We start from the raw sequence: 18,156 nt of genomic DNA, 5'->3' as shown, positions 1-18,156 counted from the left end.
TCCTTCTAAAAGATTCAAATGCGCGATCGACAGATTAAAGCTTATTGGTCGCATTGTCGCTGGCAGGCGGTGCGCCATTATCACCCTGCGTCATCTGTTCATGGCCTTGTTCCATTTGTTGTAAATCTTCCATCGCCGAATCCTGCTGCATGATCTGCGGATCAGGATCCGCTGCCGGTAATACCGCCATATTGTCGGCATTCGCGCTATTTGGCGTAGCAGGTTGATCAGGAGCCATACCATTTACTGCCTTAAGCCCCTCGATTGCCGGAGACACCTCAGTTTTCAGCGGGCTGTCACTAAGATTCGGTAACCACTCACGCAATTGCTCGGGTCCAAAACTAAAACCTAACGCTATGACGACAGTTGCCACAGCAACATACAGCCAAGGGCGAATCGCCAGATGTTCACCTCTTAGTAAAGTGCTTTCACTGGCATATAAATGCGCATCCGAGCGTTGAGCTATTGGCGCGAGTGCTTGTAGTATGTCCGGCAAGGCATCAAGTTCAGGACCTTTAATACGCTGACCCATAAACTGCCCGCCTTCGTAAATCTCCATCTGATGACTGGCGACTTCACCGTCAACCACACCAGAACTGGTAATAATCAACTTATTACAACAGACTCTTCCGCGAAATACGCCACAAACCCGCAGCTCATGACAACTGACTTCACCAGAGATCTCGCCGCCAAGTTCGATCTTAATTTGTCCTGCTGATCTAATCTTGCCCTGCAATTTACCCGCAATGAATGCCGCGCTCTCTAACTGAATGTCGCCCTCAATCAAGGTTTGTGCACTGATAACCGTAATGCCATTGCCCTTACTCGCCATAGGATTCATTCCATATCATTATTTTTGTGACAAAGATGTTATGGTAAAAGTCCTCGAGAATAAAGCACTGGTTTCGCTTAGTATTTAACCTAAGCCTCAGAGCGGGACTTAAGTCACGTCAGCGACTATGTTACCCTGCGCATCTTGCCATATGGCTCCCGAGTACCTGAATATGAGTAACAGGATGCCTCAAAAAGGTGAGTACTGATATCGCGCTAAAACAAAGCTAAAGAACACACTAGCAGCAAACACCGAAAACAAACCGCCAACGAGACCCCGACATGGCACATTCAAACTCCGCTAGCTCGCAATCGATAGCCCCAATCGTGACACCACTTGAAGCGTATCGCGCCAAGGTGTGCATAGATCTCATTGAGGATCCCGCGCAGCAACAGGCGGTGTTGGCGCTCGATGTACTATTTAAGCAGTTGATGCTACGGCCACATTCAGCACACTTTCCCCTTATCAACAAACAAGCAATCAAAGGTCTGTATCTGTGGGGCGATGTGGGTCGGGGCAAAACGTTTCTGATGGATTTGTTTTTCGATTGTTTGCCGAGTGAAGGCAAGTTAAGACTACATTTTCACCGATTTATGGCACGGATACACCAAGCATTACGCGAACATTCGGGTAAACGAGATCCGTTAACTCTCATAGCTAAAAATCTCGCAAAAGAGTGCAAGGTGCTGTGTTTCGATGAGTTTTTTGTCTCGGACATTGGCGATGCCATGATACTCGCTGGGCTCTTTGAATGCCTATTCAAACAAGGTGTGGTGCTGGTCGCCACCTCAAATATTCCTATTGAGCGCTTATATGAGAACGGCCTAGCTAGGCACAGATTTTTACCTTGCATCCAACTGCTGCAAACACACACTCAAATGCTGCATCTCAATGGCAACCAAGACCATAGGATGCACGCCATCAATGCTTCATTAAACAACGAGATTGGCATTGATAGCGCTGAAGTGAACGCCTCGATTTCCCGCAATATCGGCATTACCGGAACACTCGATTTTGAGCAGATTTTTGATAAGCTAGTGAATAGGTTAACGCCAAATACACTCAGTATGAGCGCTATTGGCATTAGTGATAGCAGAATGAGTAATGCTAGCCTCACCATCTGCAACCGTGAAATTCCAGTGATCCGCGCCGCTATAGCACCAACAGGCAACTCAGTCGCTTGGTTCGACTTTCATGCCCTGTGTGACGGCCCGAGATCTCAACTCGATTATATCGAAATCGCCAGCCGATTTAAGATCTTAATGGTGAGCGGCGTTCCCAAATTAGGCGGCGAAGTAAAAAGCTGGATCCGTGCCCGCGGTACAGAGGACGGTACAGGTGATAACCAAGCTGCAGCCACGGGCGAGCGCAAACTCTCCTATGCGGCCAACGACGACCCAGCACGGCGTTTTATCAGCTTAATTGATGAGTTATATGATCAAAATGTCAGCTTATATCTCAGCTGCGACGTGCCACTGAGTGAACTCTATCAAGGTGGCGCACTCAGTTTTGAATTCCACCGCACCTACAGTCGATTAATAGCAATGAGTCGAAGTGAATGGCCGTAAAACATTAGCGATTTATCGCTCTGTTGAGTTAGACCAAAAGCCTAATATTGATAAGCGAGAAGTTAACCATCACGATAAAAATTCGAGGAACAATTAGTGACAAGATAATTCATGTATTAAGAATATAACAAGTCAAATACGCTATTTGCAGATACAAGCCTAGAAAGATGAATAAGTACCTAAATTGAAAATCTGCAATCATAGACAAACTAGTACAGTAAAAACTATTATAATAATTAAAAATCAAATACATAAAATATAAAACCCATCCTCCATAATCGATTCAATCCACACAACCAAATGACTCATTACGTTCAATTTGCTTCTAGCTGTTGCTAACCTTGAGTTTTAAGGTACGGTGTAACTTAGTTTCAATTGTTCTAATTTACAGCCTATAGGTTTAAATCGATCAAATTTACAACCTGCAACATAAAAGCTCAAAAATATAATCTATAGTTTATGCAATCAACTAAAGACTCATGATTCTGAATAAGCGCCATGACACTTAGTTCGAAGTATTCGCTAGAAAATATTAAGAACAGCCTTAAACGGAACTCTTTTAAATACAGGGACGATTAACTTATGTGGTTACGACAATTTAAGATTGGCTCACGATTAATTGCTGCGTTTGGATTACTTGCTCTTGTGTTGCTACTTCAAGGAATCATGTCATTACAGACAATGTCATCCATGCGATCCACTGCAGAAGAAATTGAAGATAATACCCTACCTACGCTGGTCAGTCTGTCGAGCATCAACCTCAATGTGATGCGCGCTAGGGTGTTTACATTTCGCCTGTTATTAGCAAATTCGGCAGCAGAACTTAACAAAGGACTCGATACATTAAGGCAAATCCGCCAGAGTATTAAAACGGATCAAAAAAACTATGAGCCTTTAATTAGCCTGCCAGGTGAGCAGGAGCTCTATCAAGAATTTAGTGGCAGCCTTGATCTGTATTTAAAGCATCAAGATGAGATGATCAGCAAGCTACAGGCGAATGATGCAGCCGAAGCTAAACGGATCATGGATGATGTCATGATAGTGCAAGCCGAAAAAATGACAAAGACGCTCATTAGCATTGGCAGCTTGAATACTGAATATGCAAAGGAACAAGGTCAAATAACTGCACAAGCCTACGACGAGAGTAAATGGCTAAACAGCATTATGATAGTGGGCTCCTTAATCGCTGCATTTGTAGTGGCAATATTTTTAACTCGCAGTATCGTGCAGCCAATGAAGGAAGCTGTAGGCATTTCAGTGGCAGTCGCAAGGGGGGATTTAACGCAGAAAATCAGCACAGAGGGTAAAGATGAAACCAGTCAACTGATGCAATCATTAGCTGAAATGCAGCAAAATCTGCGCGACACTTTATCCCATATAGCAAACTCCTCTAGCCAGCTCGCCTCCGCCGCCGAAGAACTCAATTCAGTCACTGAAGATGCTTCCCGCGGCATACAGCAACAAAATGATGAAATACAGCAAGCGGCAACTGCGATTACCGAAATGAGTTCGGCAGTGGATGAAGTAGCCAATACGGCGGTGCTCGCTTCAGAAGCCTCTGAAGAAACCGCCCGCAGTACCGAATTAGGTAAAAAACAGGTAGATCAGACTGTCGCAGCCATTATCGACATGAATCAGGATGTGACGCAAAGTTCACAGGTTGTTCAAACCTTAGCGATTCAAGCGAGGGATATAGGTAAAGTTCTCGATGTGATCCGCGCCATTGCTGAGCAAACGAATTTACTGGCCCTAAACGCAGCCATTGAAGCGGCGCGAGCGGGCGATACAGGCCGTGGTTTTGCGGTTGTTGCTGATGAAGTTCGTGCCCTAGCCCATCGCACTCAGTCCTCGACCCGTGAAATTGAAGACATGATTAACAAAATCCAGCACGGCACCGAAACGGCTGTGCAGTCGATGCAGCACAGCGGTCAAAAGGCTGAACAGGCACTCTCAGTCGCAAGATTGGCAGGGGATGCATTAAACACGATAAATCGTCAAATCAGTACGATGAATAACAGCAACATGGTCATCGCAAGCGCCGCCGAAGAGCAAGCGAAAGTCGCACGTGAGGTCGATAAAAACATTGTGAATATTAGTGATCTTGCCAGCCAAAGTGCTGCGGGGGCACAGCAAACCAGTGCCTCGGCACATGAACTCTCAAGACTCGCCGTTGAACTGAACAATCTACTGACGCGATTTAAAGTCTAGAGTATCGCTTTATAATGGAATCTGAGGGTAATGGCGCAAGATGTGTTCAACAGTTACCCTCAATGCATAACGCTATGATCTAGTTTAATAAAGCTTCCATAATACAAGCGAGACTCAAGAGTGCTAGGACCGAGTTTGCGGTGCATGATTAAAGTGCATAGCCAGTTCACTGATATCAGTGGCAACCCATTCTGGCTCGATACACTCGACCAAATGCGCCGCCATAAAGTCCACCAGTTGCATGGCGGCATAGGGCAAACGGCGATCTTTACGGCCAACTAGATACCAGTTACTTTCGAGCGGAAAACCCGTAACAGTTAGAATTGCAGGTTTTTCGAGCCCTTCTTGCAAGGTATGCGCCGAAATCACCGACAAACCTAAGCCCGACGCGACGCTCAAGCGTATCGCCTCATTACTCTCGATTTGCATAGTGTCACCGAGCGTGATGCCTTGGCCGCTGCACCAAGACTCGAACATTAAGCGGGTGGCTGATCCCGGTTCGCGAACGATAAAACGCTCATTTTTAAGCTCGTTAAAATTCACTTGTTCACGACCCACAGCCCAATGCTCCTTTGGTGCAATCAGTTGCAGCGGATTTTTAATGATGCGTGCAGATAACACGTTATCGCCACTTGGAGGATGACTGAACAGGTATAAATCATCTTCTTGACGTTCAAATCTGCCTAATACATGGGCACGGTTACCAATGTTTAAGGTCACTTTAACCTGTGGAAACTGCCGATAAAATGCCCCTAAAATCCGTGGTAACACGTATTTTGCGGTAGTGACAATACCGATATTAATGTGACCGACACTGCCACCTTTAGCCTGCTGCATAAAAGCATCGAAATCCTCAAAACGACTCAAGGTATCGCAGGCTGCGCGGTACAACTCATTACCAATCAAGGTCGGTAACATGCGGCCATCACGACTCTCGAGTAATGGCTCGCCCAACACATCGGCCAGTTTTTTAAGCTGTAATGACACTGTGGGTTGAGTTAAATGCAATGCCCTCGCCGCTGCGGAAATATTACCTAACCGCACCACTTGCACATACACCTGCAGTAACCGAAAACTCAAATGCCGCAATTTAAGCTGAGTCGATGACGAACGCTTATCCATAGACAATTATCTATACCTAGGTGGTAAACAATTTATTTTTCAATATAACTAATTAGGTCCAAAATCACCAGCCATCAGGATCACTCGACAAGCAAGCGCGTTTTACACCGCTTAAAAGTCAAACTTAATGAGATACCCATGCCCGATATTGTCATTGCATTTTTCGCCTTAGGCCTGTTAGCTGGCCTTGTGAAGTCAGATCTTAAAGTCCCACCCGCGATCTACGAAACCCTATCCATACTGTTAATGCTTACCTTAGGTTTAAAGGGCGGAATGGCGCTCCACGGTCACACTCAAAACTTAGTGATCACTGAGCTGTTAGCAGTTGTTGCCTTAGGTTTGATTATCCCCTTGGCCTTATACCCTGTACTAACCCGGCTGGTTCGCATTGGCCATACCGATGCAATTAGTATTGCCGCCCATTACGGCTCCGTCAGTGCGGGAACCTTTGCGGTGGTGATGGCTATGGTTGAAAAATCTGGGCTGATCTTAAGGCCAGAAACGACCCTGTATCTCGTGCTGCTGGAACTACCTGCTATTGTCGTAATGCTCTGGTTACACAGATACTTAAGTGCCAAAAAAGCAATTGAAACATCATCTAAGAATGAATCACAATCGAGCGTGTTGCACGAAGCCTTAACCAGTCGTGGCGTTGTCTTACTCCTTGGCGGTGTGGTGATAGGTTGGCTTTACGGCCCAACGGGACTTGCGCCGCTTACACCTGTGCTACTAGGCGGATTCAAAACTTTACTGGCATTATTTTTACTGGAAATGGGCTTAGTAACGGCCAAAGTTTGTTTGCCGCTACCACTTAAACAATGGCGGTTATTAATGTTTGCCGCCGTAGCGCCCTTTGTATTGGCTTGGTGTGGTATTGGTGTAGGTGTTTGGCTGGACTTACCTTCAGGCAGCATTTTAGTGTTAGCGGCATTAAGTGCCAGCGCATCTTATATCGCAGCGCCAGCTGCCATTCGTGCCGCAATCCCCGAAGCCAATATAGGGCTGGCTATGCTAGCCTCACTCGGGATCACATTTCCGGTTAACGTGCTAATTGGCTTACCCTTATATCAACATTGGGTAACGCTCATTACAGCTTAGTACTTCTTCGCCGAATAAAGTCCAATGAAAAGGGAGACATTATTGCCACCTTTTCATTGGCATAAGCGTAAACAATTTAAGATGCATCACTATGATGTGTAGCTTTATTCTGATACATAGCTTTATCGGCGGAATCTAACAGATCCTCTAAGCTCATATCTGAATCCGGTGTCCAATGGGCGATACCTATGCTGGTCGCCAATCTATGTTGCTTAGGATGCTGTTGATTATATTGCTCCAGTAACTGCTTAAAACGCTCGATAACCCGATTGACTGTATCGCTATGCACAAAACTTAGCAGCACCACAAACTCATCGCCGCCAAGCCTTGCGATCACATCCGACTCCCTAAAAGCGGTCATTAAGATATGGGCAAAATCATATAACACCTGATCGCCCTTTAGGTGACCAAAGCTGTCATTCACTTCCTTAAAAAAGTCGAGATCGAAGAATACTAAGGCCGCCTCAGATTCGGTACGTCGACAACTCGCCAGTGACTGATGGGCCAGTAATTCAAAACCACGTCGATTCGAAATAGCCGTCAAGGGATCTAAGGTATTTTGCGCGATAGAGAGTAATTCAGCCTCTACCATTTGTCCTAAATCCGTTAAGGTTTCAATGTCTTCAGCCGTAAAATCCCGCGGTTCAGTACCGATTAAACACAAAGTACCCACCCGATATTGCTCGTGAATGGTGAGGGGATAGCCGGCGTAAAAGCGAATATGCGGCTGCTCAGTCACCAGAGGATTGTCACTAAAGCGGGGATCTTTGAGGGCGTCGTTCACGATGAAAATGCCGTCATGATTGATCGCATGTCCACAAAATGAAATTTCCCGAGGTGTTTCAGTCACCTCCAATCCTTGACGGGATTTAAACCATTGCCGATCGGCATCTACTAAGGTCACAACACAGATGGGCAAGGAGAAAATTCTGCGCGTAAGCCGAGTAATACGATCGAAACGTTCCTCGGCATCGGTGTCGAGCACATTAAGTGCCCGTAACGTAGCCAAGCGTTGCAGCTCGTTTTCAGGAATTGTAGGTAATTGCATGGCACTCTCAGCTAACTGCTCTCATTAAACTCTAGCCTAAATGGTGTATTCTTGCGGTGTTAAGGCTGAAATTCGTATCAGCCTTAATCCCCTTAAAGACTGCACTATTCGAGCACAGCACGATAAATGTTTAACACCCGCTCAGCATGGTCTTCTACCTCTGACACTGGTAACTGCCCCGCCTTTTGTTGCAGAGTCAGTCGATGATTTTCATCCCGTAGTAAGCAATATGTCTGAGTTAAATGCTGGGCACTCATCATTGGCAAAAGTTCAAGCTCAGCTAACACACCAAAAATCCGCACATTGTCAGACCAAATCGTTAGCTCTGGATACTCGTGAGCATTAGCCAGCACTAAGTACTGGGCAATAAACTCAATATCGGCAATCCCGCCTGGACTCTGCTTTAAATCAAACATGCCATCACTGACTTTAAGCAAGTGATCGCGCATCTTCTGACGCATCTCACGTACCGCTTTTTGCAGCTCAGCTTTATCACGGGGCTTTTCCAATACTGAAGCGCGAATATGACTGAATTTAACCGCTAAACTATTGTCGCCAAAAACAAAACGCGAGCGAACTAAAGCTTGATGTTCCCAAGTCCACGCCTCATTAGCTTGGTATTCGCCAAAACGCTCAATCTCACTGACCATCAAACCCGAGGCGCCAGAAGGACGCAGGCGCATATCCACTTCATACAACTCCCCCGAAGTGGTGCGAGTCGAGAATAAATGCAGAATGCGCTGGGCGAGTTTGAGGTAAAAATGACCAACTTCAATCGGGCGATCACCATTGGTCAGGCCGTTCTCTGTTTTATTTTCACACAAGAAAACTAAATCGAGATCGGAGCCGTAACCCAATTCAATCCCGCCGAGCTTGCCATAACCGACAACGGCAAAGCCTGTGTCACTGCCCTCAAGGTATGCTGGCACGCCGTGGCGCACTGAAACCTGTTGCCACGCCTGCATCACCACTTGTTCGATAATAGCTTCGGCTAAAAAAGTTAAGTGATCGCTCACTTGCATCACGGGTAAAACACCCGTGACATCGGCTGCGGCGATTTTAAGTTGTTGTGAAAGCTTAAATTGTCGCAGCGCTTCCATTTGCTGCTCCATATCATCCTCGGGCACGCGCATCATGTACTGACGCAGCTCGCTCGGATAATCGTCGATGGAGGTCGTGTCATAGAGCTGCGACGGATCGATAAGCTCATCGAGCAACATGGGGAATTTAGCCAACTGCGCGGCAATCCAAGGACTGGCGCAACACAAGCTCACTAACTGCTGCCGCGCACCAGGGTTTTCACACAAAAGCTCAAGGTAAGTGGTGCGAGTTAAAATCTGCTCCAGCACCTTAGACACGGGCTCAAAAGCTGACGATGGACTCTGTTGATTAATCAATTCTTCCAATAATCTTGGCATTAATTTATCTAAGGTTTCTCGCCCGCGTGGACCAATCGAACGCTTAGTCACTGTTTCGCGCCAACTGCTGAGCATAGGGCACAGCTTGTCATCATCAATTTGCTGTTCGGCCAACAACGCGATCCCATCATCAAGGTCTTGCATGTTCCACAGCTGCGTCGTCCAATGTTCAGCTTTTTCTTCGCCCTCTTCGCCGCCCACTGTGGCTTTAAAATGACGATGGATTTTGCTCATTGCCGCTTCAATATGAGTGCGTAAATCAACCTCATTAGCCATATCGAGTACATGGCACAATCGAGCCCAATCCAATGGATTATTCGGTAAGGTTTGGGTTTGTTTATCGTCAATGGCTTGCAGCAGATTCTCAACCCGGCGCAGCAGTAAATAACTGTGTTTAAGCTCATCCACCGCCAAATATTCAAACTGCCCTAAGCTGTAAAGCGTATCGATAGCACCGAATAAACTCTGCTGACGCAACGCAGGCTCACGGCCGCCACGGATCAATTGAAAACTTTGCACCACGAACTCGACCTCACGAATACCGCCTGCACCGAGTTTAATATTGTCGGTCAAATGACGGCGCCGCACTTCTTGCGCGATGAGTTGCTTCATTTTCCGCAGGGATTCAATTGCCGAAAAGTCGATATAACGGCGATACACAAAGGGTCTCAGGAGGCTGTGTAGTTCATCGGAGAAATGGTTCCAAGGCCCGAGCGCACGCGCCTTGACCATGGCATAACGCTCCCAATCTCGCCCTTGTTCTTGGTAATAATCCTCAAGACCACTAAAACTCACCACCAAGGGGCCACTTTCACCGTAGGGGCGCAAACGCATATCCACGCGGAACACGAAACCATCGACTGTGACTTGATCGAGCAAGTTCACTAGCCTTTGCCCCATGCGGATAAAGAATTGTTGATTATCTAAACTGCGACGACCGCCGACGGTTTCGCCATGCTCAGGAAACGTGAAAATCAAATCGATATCGGAGGAGAAATTAAGCTCGCGGCCGCCTAACTTGCCCATGCCTAAAATCAGTAGCGGTTGCGGATTCCCTTCTTTGTCCATCGGCGTGCCATATTGAGCGCACATATCTTTATAGAGCCAATCGCGGGCGCAGATTACTAACGCTTCGGCTAGCGCCGACAGATCAAGCAAGGATTCCTCTAAACTGGCATAGTCTAAAAAGTCACGCCAAGCTAAACGCACCATTTGATAGTTACGAAACCGTCGCAGGGTGGTTTTAGCCATCTCCTCAGTGGTCGTGCTAGCCAGTTCTTCATGTAAATCAACATCAAAGTTTTTACGATCAATCAGGCTTAAATCGCCCGCAAACAGCATAGCGATCCACTCGGGATGTCGGCATAGTTGAGCCGCCACATAATCACTGAGTCCCAAAACCGTTTTGAGTTCTTGCTGCTGAGCAGGCGTTAATTGCGCAAGTCCTTCGGACCATGCTTCCTCTAATCGCAGCCAATTGCGTTCAGCGGTTTGATTAATAAGAATAGACAATGACTTATTACTGCCTTTTTGCATGGTCATAATAATCCCTAACAAATTTAGCTATCGACATATTATGTCGTAAATGATATAGATTGACGCCACATCATGTTATGTTCGACGAGACTTGCAGCTACCTGATGTAACACACAAATAAAGGTTTACACTTTTATCTGTGGCATTTAAGGGTACTATAACCTGCGCGGCAGGCATATTGGGCAAGCGGATTATTATTGCCTGCAAGTATTTGAGTTTTATTTCATTACCTTTTGGAGAAAACATGGCAGGAATGCTAACCCGTGTTCTCACATCGATACTTTTTTTAGCCGTTTCGCTATCGCTGACGGGTTGTGGCGATGACAGACCGGATAAAATCGCGAAGTATCAACAACTCACACAGCAACGTCTCGCTACGCTCACGACGATGATCGATGACGGCCAGTTGCGTAACGCTAATCTCTTAAACCAATACACGACACTGCTAAAGCAACAGAAACCCGATTTAGCACCCTTACTCGATGAATTAGCAAAGGATTCTGGTACCCAAGGTCCCATGTATACCTCGCTAAAACGTCGTTTAGATGAATCGAAAGTGGCGAGTAACTTTGCTGATCTCGATCAACAGCTGGCCGAAGCAGAAAATCTTTATCAAGCCGCAGATCCCAGTCTGTTTAACGATATGTTGTCTGATCCCGTCAACGTGGTCGCCGATATGTCCGACGGCAAACTAGCTCGCGTAAATGCGATTAGCCGTGAGGCCGCAACATTAGCCAATGGCGGTGAAGATTTCGGCCCTGGTAGTCAACTGGTCGGCAATCCCTCTTACGGTAACTGGCAAACCGACTCGAGCGGCACTTCGTTTTGGGCTTGGTATGGCATGTATTCGATGTTTTCGAATGTCTTCAATCGCCCAGTTTCCTACGATCGTTGGTCGGGTAACCGAGGTTATAGCTATTACAATGACGTAGGTCGTTATCGCTATACCTCACCCAAACAAGCGGATGCGCAAAATAAGACCTTCGAACAAACGAAAAAACGTTTCGACTCACAAGGCAAGCGCTTTGACAGCCCTTATGCTAAGCCGCGAACTGGTGGCACGGCGTTATCCCGTGAAAGTACCAGCGCACCTAAGGCCAGCACGACAAGTGCGAGCAAGAGTTCGAACAGTAAGTTTCGATCTAACTATGCTAAAGACAGCAGTTTCCGCAATTCCAGCAATCGCACGACCCGCAGTGTGCGCCGGGGCAAGTAACTAAGGATTTCCAATGACATTATTTCAGGATTTCGGTATCACACCAGAGCTAGCCATCATTCTGGCTATCGATCTCACCATAGCCGTAATTTTGCTAACGCTAATGCGTTATTTGCAAGGTTGGAGTGTAAAGGTCAATAGCAGTAAGGAGCTGGCAGAGCGGGATAACTTTGCCTTTGGCATAAGTACCGCTGGCGCAGTTGCCGCCCTAGGCATAGTGCTTACAGGCGCTATCACAGGCGCTGCGGCACACTCTTATCTTACCGAAGCGATTGGCATGAGCTGCTATGGTTTATTCGGTTTAGTACTGATTAAACTCGGACGTTTTCTCCACGATAAAATAGCGCTAAATGAGTTTGATAAGAACGAGCAAATCATCAAAGGTAATGTGTCCGTCGCTATCGTCGATGCTAGCGTTGCTATTGCTACCGCCATTATCATTCGCTCCGTTTTGCTGTGGGCAGAAGATTTAACGGTCGATACCTTCATTGCCATCTTCAGCGCCTTTGCGATTTCGCAGTTGATGTTAGTGCTACTCACGCGCTGGCGTGAAAACCGTTTCGCAAGCCGCAACCAAGACTCATCTATGCAGCAAGCCTTAGCCCAAGGTCATACAGCGTTAGCGCTACGCCATGCGGGTTATATGATTGCTATGGCACTGAGCTTTAATGCCGCCAGTCACTTTATTATTTATAATCCAACGGCTTATGTGACTAACGTGATCGGTTGGTTAGTGTTCTCAGTCATTATGCTGATCGCGCTCTCCTTACTGCTGTTCGTCGTGAAGAAACTGGTATTGGCCCGTATCGATTTAGCCGATGAAGTGGAAAGACAACACAATATCGGTATTGCCGCAGTAGAAATGGCGATCAGTATCGCTATCGCACTTATTCTTACGGCACTGATGGCTTAATCGAATGCAAGAAATTAGCTTAACTCCCTCGGCGGCTAAACCTAGCCGCCTAGGTTGGTTCGACGATGTTCTCTTATTGGGCATTATGGCCGTATTAGCAGGTTGCGGCCTGATCTACGAATATCTTTTATCCCACTATGCAGGCCGCATTTTAGGCGCATTAGAAGCCGCCATTTACACCATGATAGGCTTAATGATTGTCTCCATGGGGCTAGGTGCCTTCGCCGCCCGTAAGATCCGTGATGCCTTTACCGGTTTTGTGATTTTAGAACTCACAGTTGCACTCTGTGGCTCACTCGCCATTTTAATCACAGCAGCGGTGATTGGTTTTGGTCAACAACTGCCATTGATCATTGCTAACACCTTAGGTTTACCGCCAGATCAACTGCCCGAAGGTGGCATGATAGGCTCGCTGCAAAAACTCAGCGAATACTTACCCTATGTGTGGGGTGTGTTATTGGGCCTGATGATTGGTATGGAAATCCCGCTGATTGCGAGGGTTCGCCAATCCCTTTCCGACGAGCATTTACTGCATAACGCGGGCACCATTTACGGAGCTGATTACATAGGCGCAGGCATAGGTGCCGCCATTTGGGTTGGCTTTATGCTCGCCATCGATATCCAACTCGCCGCCGCCTTAACCGCCAGTTTCAATCTATTGGCAGGTTTTGTGTTTATTTGGCGATTCTGGCCTAAAATCCGCCGCCCTAAACTGCTTTTGAGTGGGCATTTTATCGTGACTGGTGTCTTACTCGTATTAGCAATCCACGGCCCACGCTGGGAGCAAGAATTCAATAATTTGCTCTATAAAGACAAAGTGGTTTACGCCAAGGCGACACGTTTCCAACAGCTGACCTTCACCGAGCGGTTGCGCGGTAACGGTCTGCCGCCCGTTTATGCTTTATACATCAATGGTCGCTTACAATTTTCTAGCATAGACGAGCACATCTACCATACGTTTCTCGTTCATCCTACGCTCGCGGCCAGTGCCCGTCACAACAAGGTGCTGATCATTGGCGGCGGTGATGGACTCGGTCTAAAACAAGTACTGCGCTGGGAACCTGAACAAGTCACGCTGCTCGATCTCGATGTAGGCCTAGTGCAATTATTTAAATCGCCCGATACAGATATGCCCGATAGTCTCAGTCGCGCTATGTTGGCGCTCAATGACAACGCACTGAACGATCCCCGTGTCACAGTGATCAACGACGATGCATTTAATGGTGTCGATAAACTGATTGCCACAGGCGTGAAATACGATGCGATTATCGTAGACTTGCCCGATCCGAGCCATCCCGATCTTAATAAGCTCTATTCGGACTATTTCTACCGTAAATTAAAGGAACTTATAAGCAGTGATGGCGCTCTGACTGTACAGTCAACATCGCCTTACCATGCCCCTAAGGCCTTTATTTCGGTAGCAAAAACCTTGGCATTGGCGGGATTTGACGTCAAGCAGTACCATCATAATGTGCCCAGTTTTGGCGAATGGGGCTGGAGTATTGCAACATTAGGCGGACTCGATGCACAACACAGATTAGCGAAGTTAACTGAGTTGCCCATCAAAGATGACTGGCTCACTTTAGGTTTAGTGGATGGCGCCTTTGAGTTTCCAGCCAATTTTTATCAAGATGCCGCCAACATAAAACCCAATGAATTGGGTTCATTGCAGCTGTATCACTACCATTTGCAAGATTGGTCCGAGAATCAAGGACTGGATCTTTTTTAATAGGATGAGATAGTACTTGACATATTATGTCTCGGTGCTATCTTTGAACACAGACATAATATGTCAATAAGGACAAATATGAATATCCATACCATTGCCAATCACCTCAACAGTCTTGGCAACAACAGCCAAACTGGCTTTCAATTTGATTGTTATCCAATCGATGGTGAAGTCGAAGTGTTGCAAGTGAATGTGGTCGGCCGTGAAGAAATCCCGGTATTTGTATCGGTAACGGACAACCAAGTACTTTGCATCAGCTACCTGTGGGGCGAGAACGAAGTAAATCAAGAACGTCGCAGTGAAATGTTTGAAACCATGCTAGAGCTCAACATTCCAATGCCCTTGTCAGCTTTTGCAAAAATTGATGACAAATACGTGGTTTACGGTGCGCTATCACTACAATCTAGCATGCTCGAAATCGAGCAAGAATTAGCAGTTTTATCTGATAACTGTTTAGAAGTTATTGATGAATTGGTCGACTATCTGAAATAAGGAGCCACAAAATGGGCATTCTGAATAAAATTTTAACAGCGTTTCGCGGTGGTGCCACCGAAGTTGGCCAAAGCATCGTTGACGCAAACTCAACCCGTATTTTCGAACAGGAAATCCGTGATGCAGAAAAGCATTTAACCAATGCTAAACGTGAACTGACCGATGTCATGGCAAAAGAAATGCAAGCCAGCCGTGAAATCGACCGTCTGAAACGTTCGATTGCAGAACACGAAGGTTATGCGACTCAAGCATTAGACAAAGGCAATGAAGCATTAGCGATTGAAATTGCTGAAAAGATTGCTCAGTTAGACCAAGAGTTGTCTGAGCAACAAAGCGCCAACGATAGCTTTAGCGCCCATGCTGCACGCTTGAAAGACTTAGTGAAGAAAACCGAACGCCAACTGTCTGATTATCAACGTCAGTTGAGCATGGTTAAAACCACTGAAAGCGTACAAAAAGCGACGGCAACCATTACTGACTCGTTCGCGTCTAGCAACTCTAAGCTGCTGAACGCTAAAGATTCACTAGAACGTATCAAGGCACGTCAGCAACAATTTGACGACCGTTTAAAAGCGGCTGAAACCTTAGCCGATGAAAACAGTGATAAGTCGTTGCAAGCCAAACTAGCCGAAGCGGGTATTGGTGAGCAAAAGTCAAACGCAAATGCAGTGCTAGATCGAATCAAAGCACGTAAAAGCTAAGCAATGATTGACCGAATGCCGAGTCTCAGTGGGATCATCACCCCCTACTGACCTCGGCATTTTTTTTGTTTCATCCTCATTAAATAAAAATGACCACTATTGCCCGTGAATATCCGCAGCCAATCAATATGAGGCCGCACGCGAGCATAGTCAGCAGGAGTCACTATGGGATTTTTCAATAGTATTTTTGGTAAGAAAGCCCCGCCACAGCGCGAGCTCAATCACCCGTCCCAGCTCAATGTCGGCGACATGATCTCAATCGATGATAGTTTTGCCCTGCCACCACAACTCCGTGGTCAACAATTAAGAGTCGAAGCCGTACATACTTACGAGTCTGAACGTAAACAACACTCCGAGTGGTTACTCAAGGGACATGGTAGCGATACTCTCTTTTTGAGCATTGAAGAAGACGACGAAACCTATCTCGCCTTTTCGATTAAGGTTTCCCGCGCCCAAGTGGAGCAATTATTCGATCTCGAGCAATTCAGCGCCCTGTTCGAGGAACCGGGTCATGCCGAGTTAACTACGCAAGTATTACCGGCCGACTTAGCTGAACAACTTGAACAATGGCTTGGAAAACAATACCACCAAGTGACTTTTGCCGCTTTTGGCTATTTCCATCGTCAGGATTATCGTGGCCAAAAGCCGCCACAGGATGCCAATGGCGCCACAGGTGAGCCCTTTGAGTACTATTTATTACTTGATGACAATGAAAGCTGCGCCGTCGAAGTGGAAGTCTACGAAGGGGGTGATACCGATGTTGTCTTGACCCTATATCGCCCGCTAACGGATATTCGGGAATACTGGCCGGCGAAATAACACGAAAATAAGATAAAGTGCGTGCTCGCACTTTATCAATAATCCCAATACAATCTCACAGATAAGCGCTAGAAACGGTTGATAGCAATAGGTAATACGCCATGAGTAAAACCAAACACCCTCTGCCCGAGCAATGGTTAAAGAACCAACAAGCCGCTAAGGCGACACAGGTTGCCTTCGATCTCGATGAAAAATTTCAATACTCTATTCGTAAAGCCGCGTTAGATGCAGGCGTTAGCCCTTCTGATCAAATTCGCACTATTTTAGGTCTTAGCGTATCGAAACGGCCAACGCGTCCGCGTCTTACCGTGTCACTCAATGCAGATGACTATGTGCAACTGGCAGAGAAATATGGTTTAAGTGCCGATTCACAGCTAGAAATTAAACGTCGTGTACTCGACGATTTAGTCCACTTTGTTGATGAAACCTAAAGCAACGCTGAGCTCAAGCGCCAACCCTTCTTACCATTGGCTGGCGCGATTAATCGATTTATAGCCCTTTTATTAACTCAGTCAATTTACTCACAGCCTAAAATCTTTTACTTTAGTAGTGATATTCGCCGCACTTAACAGGGATCATGTTTGGCATGACAGATAAAAACCCATGGTCGCTTCGCACCCTTGGCACTCCTTCCCCATTCGAAATGGCGATGATGCTATTGTCCTTGCTGTCGGTGATCATAGTACTTGTCATGACCTTCGGCCACCTAGATAGCGAAACCTACCGCTTGCTCTTCTTTGTCGATACCAGTATTTGTATGATTTTTATGATCAACTTCTTTGTTGGGTTGATCCGTGCTCGCGATAAACGCTTTTTCATTAAACACCATTGGATTGATTTTATTGCCAGTATTCCGGCGATTGAAGCCCTACGTATGGCACGGCTTTTTCAAATCCTACGGGTAATACGCCTGATCCGCATGAGTCGCTCACTGCTGCTCCCACTGGTAAAACAACGTAAACAAGCCACCTTAGCTAGTCTACTGGTTGCTATGGTGACGATTCTGACATTAGCTTCCGTCATTATGCTCATTGTCGAAAGCGGCACCGAAGGCGCCAATATCCAGACCGCTGAGCAAGCGATTTGGTGGGCATTAGTCACTATCTCTACCGTCGGCTACGGCGATTATTATCCTGTAAGCACAGCAGGCCACATCATAGGTGGTGTGGTCATTGTCAGCGGTGTGAGTTTTTTTGGTGTGATTTCAGGTTATATGGCGTCGGTATTTGTCGCGCCAGATGAATCTGAACGTCAAGAACGCCAAGATGCGCATAAAGCCGAAATCAAATCAGAGCTTGAATTAGCCTTAGCGAGAATGGAAGAGAACCAACAAAAAATAGAACAAAATCAAGCGAAAATGCTGGCTCAAATTGCAGAACTTAAGCAGGCTATCGAAACAAAAAATAGCTGACTTTGTTGCGAAAACGGACTAATGAAAAGGCTCAATCTATATTAG

At 46.4% G+C, this 18,156-nt stretch carries 15 protein-coding genes; 11 read left to right on the top strand and 4 right to left on the bottom strand.

Translation table 11 applies throughout. From position 1 onward, the window contains the following. Positions 1-34: 34 nt before the first annotated feature. Positions 35-832, bottom strand: coding sequence for a bactofilin family protein (locus HGO26_RS00395; protein ID WP_168823050.1), 798 nt, complete (start codon positions 830-832; stop codon positions 35-37). Positions 833-1,113: 281 nt separating this feature from the next. Here HGO26_RS00395 and zapE point away from each other — a divergent pair, with 281 nt between their 5' ends. Both zapE and HGO26_RS00385 read left to right on the top strand, forming a co-directional pair. After that, a complete protein-coding gene (gene zapE / locus HGO26_RS00390) occupies positions 1,114-2,400 on the top strand; it encodes a cell division protein ZapE (protein ID WP_168822574.1) in 1,287 nt (428 codons plus the stop codon). Between the two features lie 582 nt (positions 2,401-2,982). Then, the gene (locus tag HGO26_RS00385; protein ID WP_168822572.1) at positions 2,983-4,608 is read left to right on the top strand and encodes a methyl-accepting chemotaxis protein; all 1,626 of its coding nucleotides are present in this window, start codon (positions 2,983-2,985) and stop codon (positions 4,606-4,608) included. Positions 4,609-4,731: 123 nt separating this feature from the next. Here the strand turns inward: HGO26_RS00385 and HGO26_RS00380 are convergent, their stop codons facing one another. After that, positions 4,732-5,730: a LysR family transcriptional regulator gene (locus HGO26_RS00380; protein ID WP_168822570.1), complete on the bottom strand. Its 999-nt coding sequence runs from the start codon at positions 5,728-5,730 to the stop codon at positions 4,732-4,734. Between the two features lie 138 nt (positions 5,731-5,868). Here HGO26_RS00380 and HGO26_RS00375 point away from each other — a divergent pair, with 138 nt between their 5' ends. After that, on the top strand, positions 5,869-6,828 hold the full coding sequence (locus HGO26_RS00375; protein ID WP_168822569.1) for a sodium-dependent bicarbonate transport family permease: 960 nt from the start codon (positions 5,869-5,871) through the stop codon (positions 6,826-6,828). A gap of 76 nt (positions 6,829-6,904) precedes the next feature. On the opposite strand, the gene HGO26_RS00370 is transcribed toward HGO26_RS00375, so the two are convergent. Both HGO26_RS00370 and glnE read right to left on the bottom strand, forming a co-directional pair. Then, positions 6,905-7,876, bottom strand: coding sequence for a GGDEF domain-containing protein (locus HGO26_RS00370; RefSeq protein ID WP_168822567.1), 972 nt, complete (start codon positions 7,874-7,876; stop codon positions 6,905-6,907). 104 nt (positions 7,877-7,980) lie between these two features. Further along, complete coding sequence (gene glnE, locus HGO26_RS00365; RefSeq protein WP_168822565.1) at positions 7,981-10,836, bottom strand: bifunctional [glutamate--ammonia ligase]-adenylyl-L-tyrosine phosphorylase/[glutamate--ammonia-ligase] adenylyltransferase; 2,856 nt, start codon at positions 10,834-10,836, stop codon at positions 7,981-7,983. Between the two features lie 238 nt (positions 10,837-11,074). Between glnE and HGO26_RS00360 the strand changes: the two genes are divergently transcribed. The 8 genes from HGO26_RS00360 to HGO26_RS00325 all read left to right on the top strand — a co-directional run bounded on the left by HGO26_RS00360 (position 11,075) and on the right by HGO26_RS00325 (position 18,111). After that, positions 11,075-12,046, top strand: a complete 972-nt coding sequence (locus tag HGO26_RS00360) for a hypothetical protein (RefSeq protein WP_168822564.1) — start codon at positions 11,075-11,077, stop codon at positions 12,044-12,046. 13 nt (positions 12,047-12,059) lie between these two features. Continuing rightward, positions 12,060-12,959 (top strand): DUF350 domain-containing protein, encoded by a 900-nt coding sequence (locus tag HGO26_RS00355; protein WP_113939026.1) that lies wholly within the window; start codon positions 12,060-12,062, stop codon positions 12,957-12,959. A 4-nt stretch (positions 12,960-12,963) separates the two neighbouring features. Then, positions 12,964-14,688 (top strand): polyamine aminopropyltransferase, encoded by a 1,725-nt coding sequence (locus tag HGO26_RS00350; protein WP_168822562.1) that lies wholly within the window; start codon positions 12,964-12,966, stop codon positions 14,686-14,688. 78 nt (positions 14,689-14,766) lie between these two features. Then, entirely contained in the window at positions 14,767-15,180 is a 414-nt protein-coding gene (locus HGO26_RS00345) for a YjfI family protein (protein WP_105251554.1), read from the top strand. Positions 15,181-15,191: 11 nt separating this feature from the next. After that, positions 15,192-15,881, top strand: coding sequence for a PspA/IM30 family protein (locus HGO26_RS00340; protein ID WP_028761835.1), 690 nt, complete (start codon positions 15,192-15,194; stop codon positions 15,879-15,881). 165 nt (positions 15,882-16,046) lie between these two features. Then, a complete protein-coding gene (locus tag HGO26_RS00335) occupies positions 16,047-16,700 on the top strand; it encodes a hypothetical protein (RefSeq protein ID WP_028761836.1) in 654 nt (217 codons plus the stop codon). A 101-nt stretch (positions 16,701-16,801) separates the two neighbouring features. After that, entirely contained in the window at positions 16,802-17,131 is a 330-nt protein-coding gene (locus tag HGO26_RS00330) for a hypothetical protein (RefSeq protein ID WP_028761837.1), read from the top strand. A gap of 155 nt (positions 17,132-17,286) precedes the next feature. Then, complete coding sequence (locus HGO26_RS00325; protein ID WP_168822560.1) at positions 17,287-18,111, top strand: ion transporter; 825 nt, start codon at positions 17,287-17,289, stop codon at positions 18,109-18,111. Positions 18,112-18,156: the final 45 nt, after the last annotated feature.

The organism is Shewanella oncorhynchi (assembly GCF_012584455.1).
GTDB classification, from domain to species: Bacteria; Pseudomonadota; Gammaproteobacteria; order Enterobacterales; family Shewanellaceae; genus Shewanella; species Shewanella oncorhynchi.
Note: the sequence above shows the minus strand (reverse complement) of the source record. Positions and strands in the feature narration are given on the sequence as shown.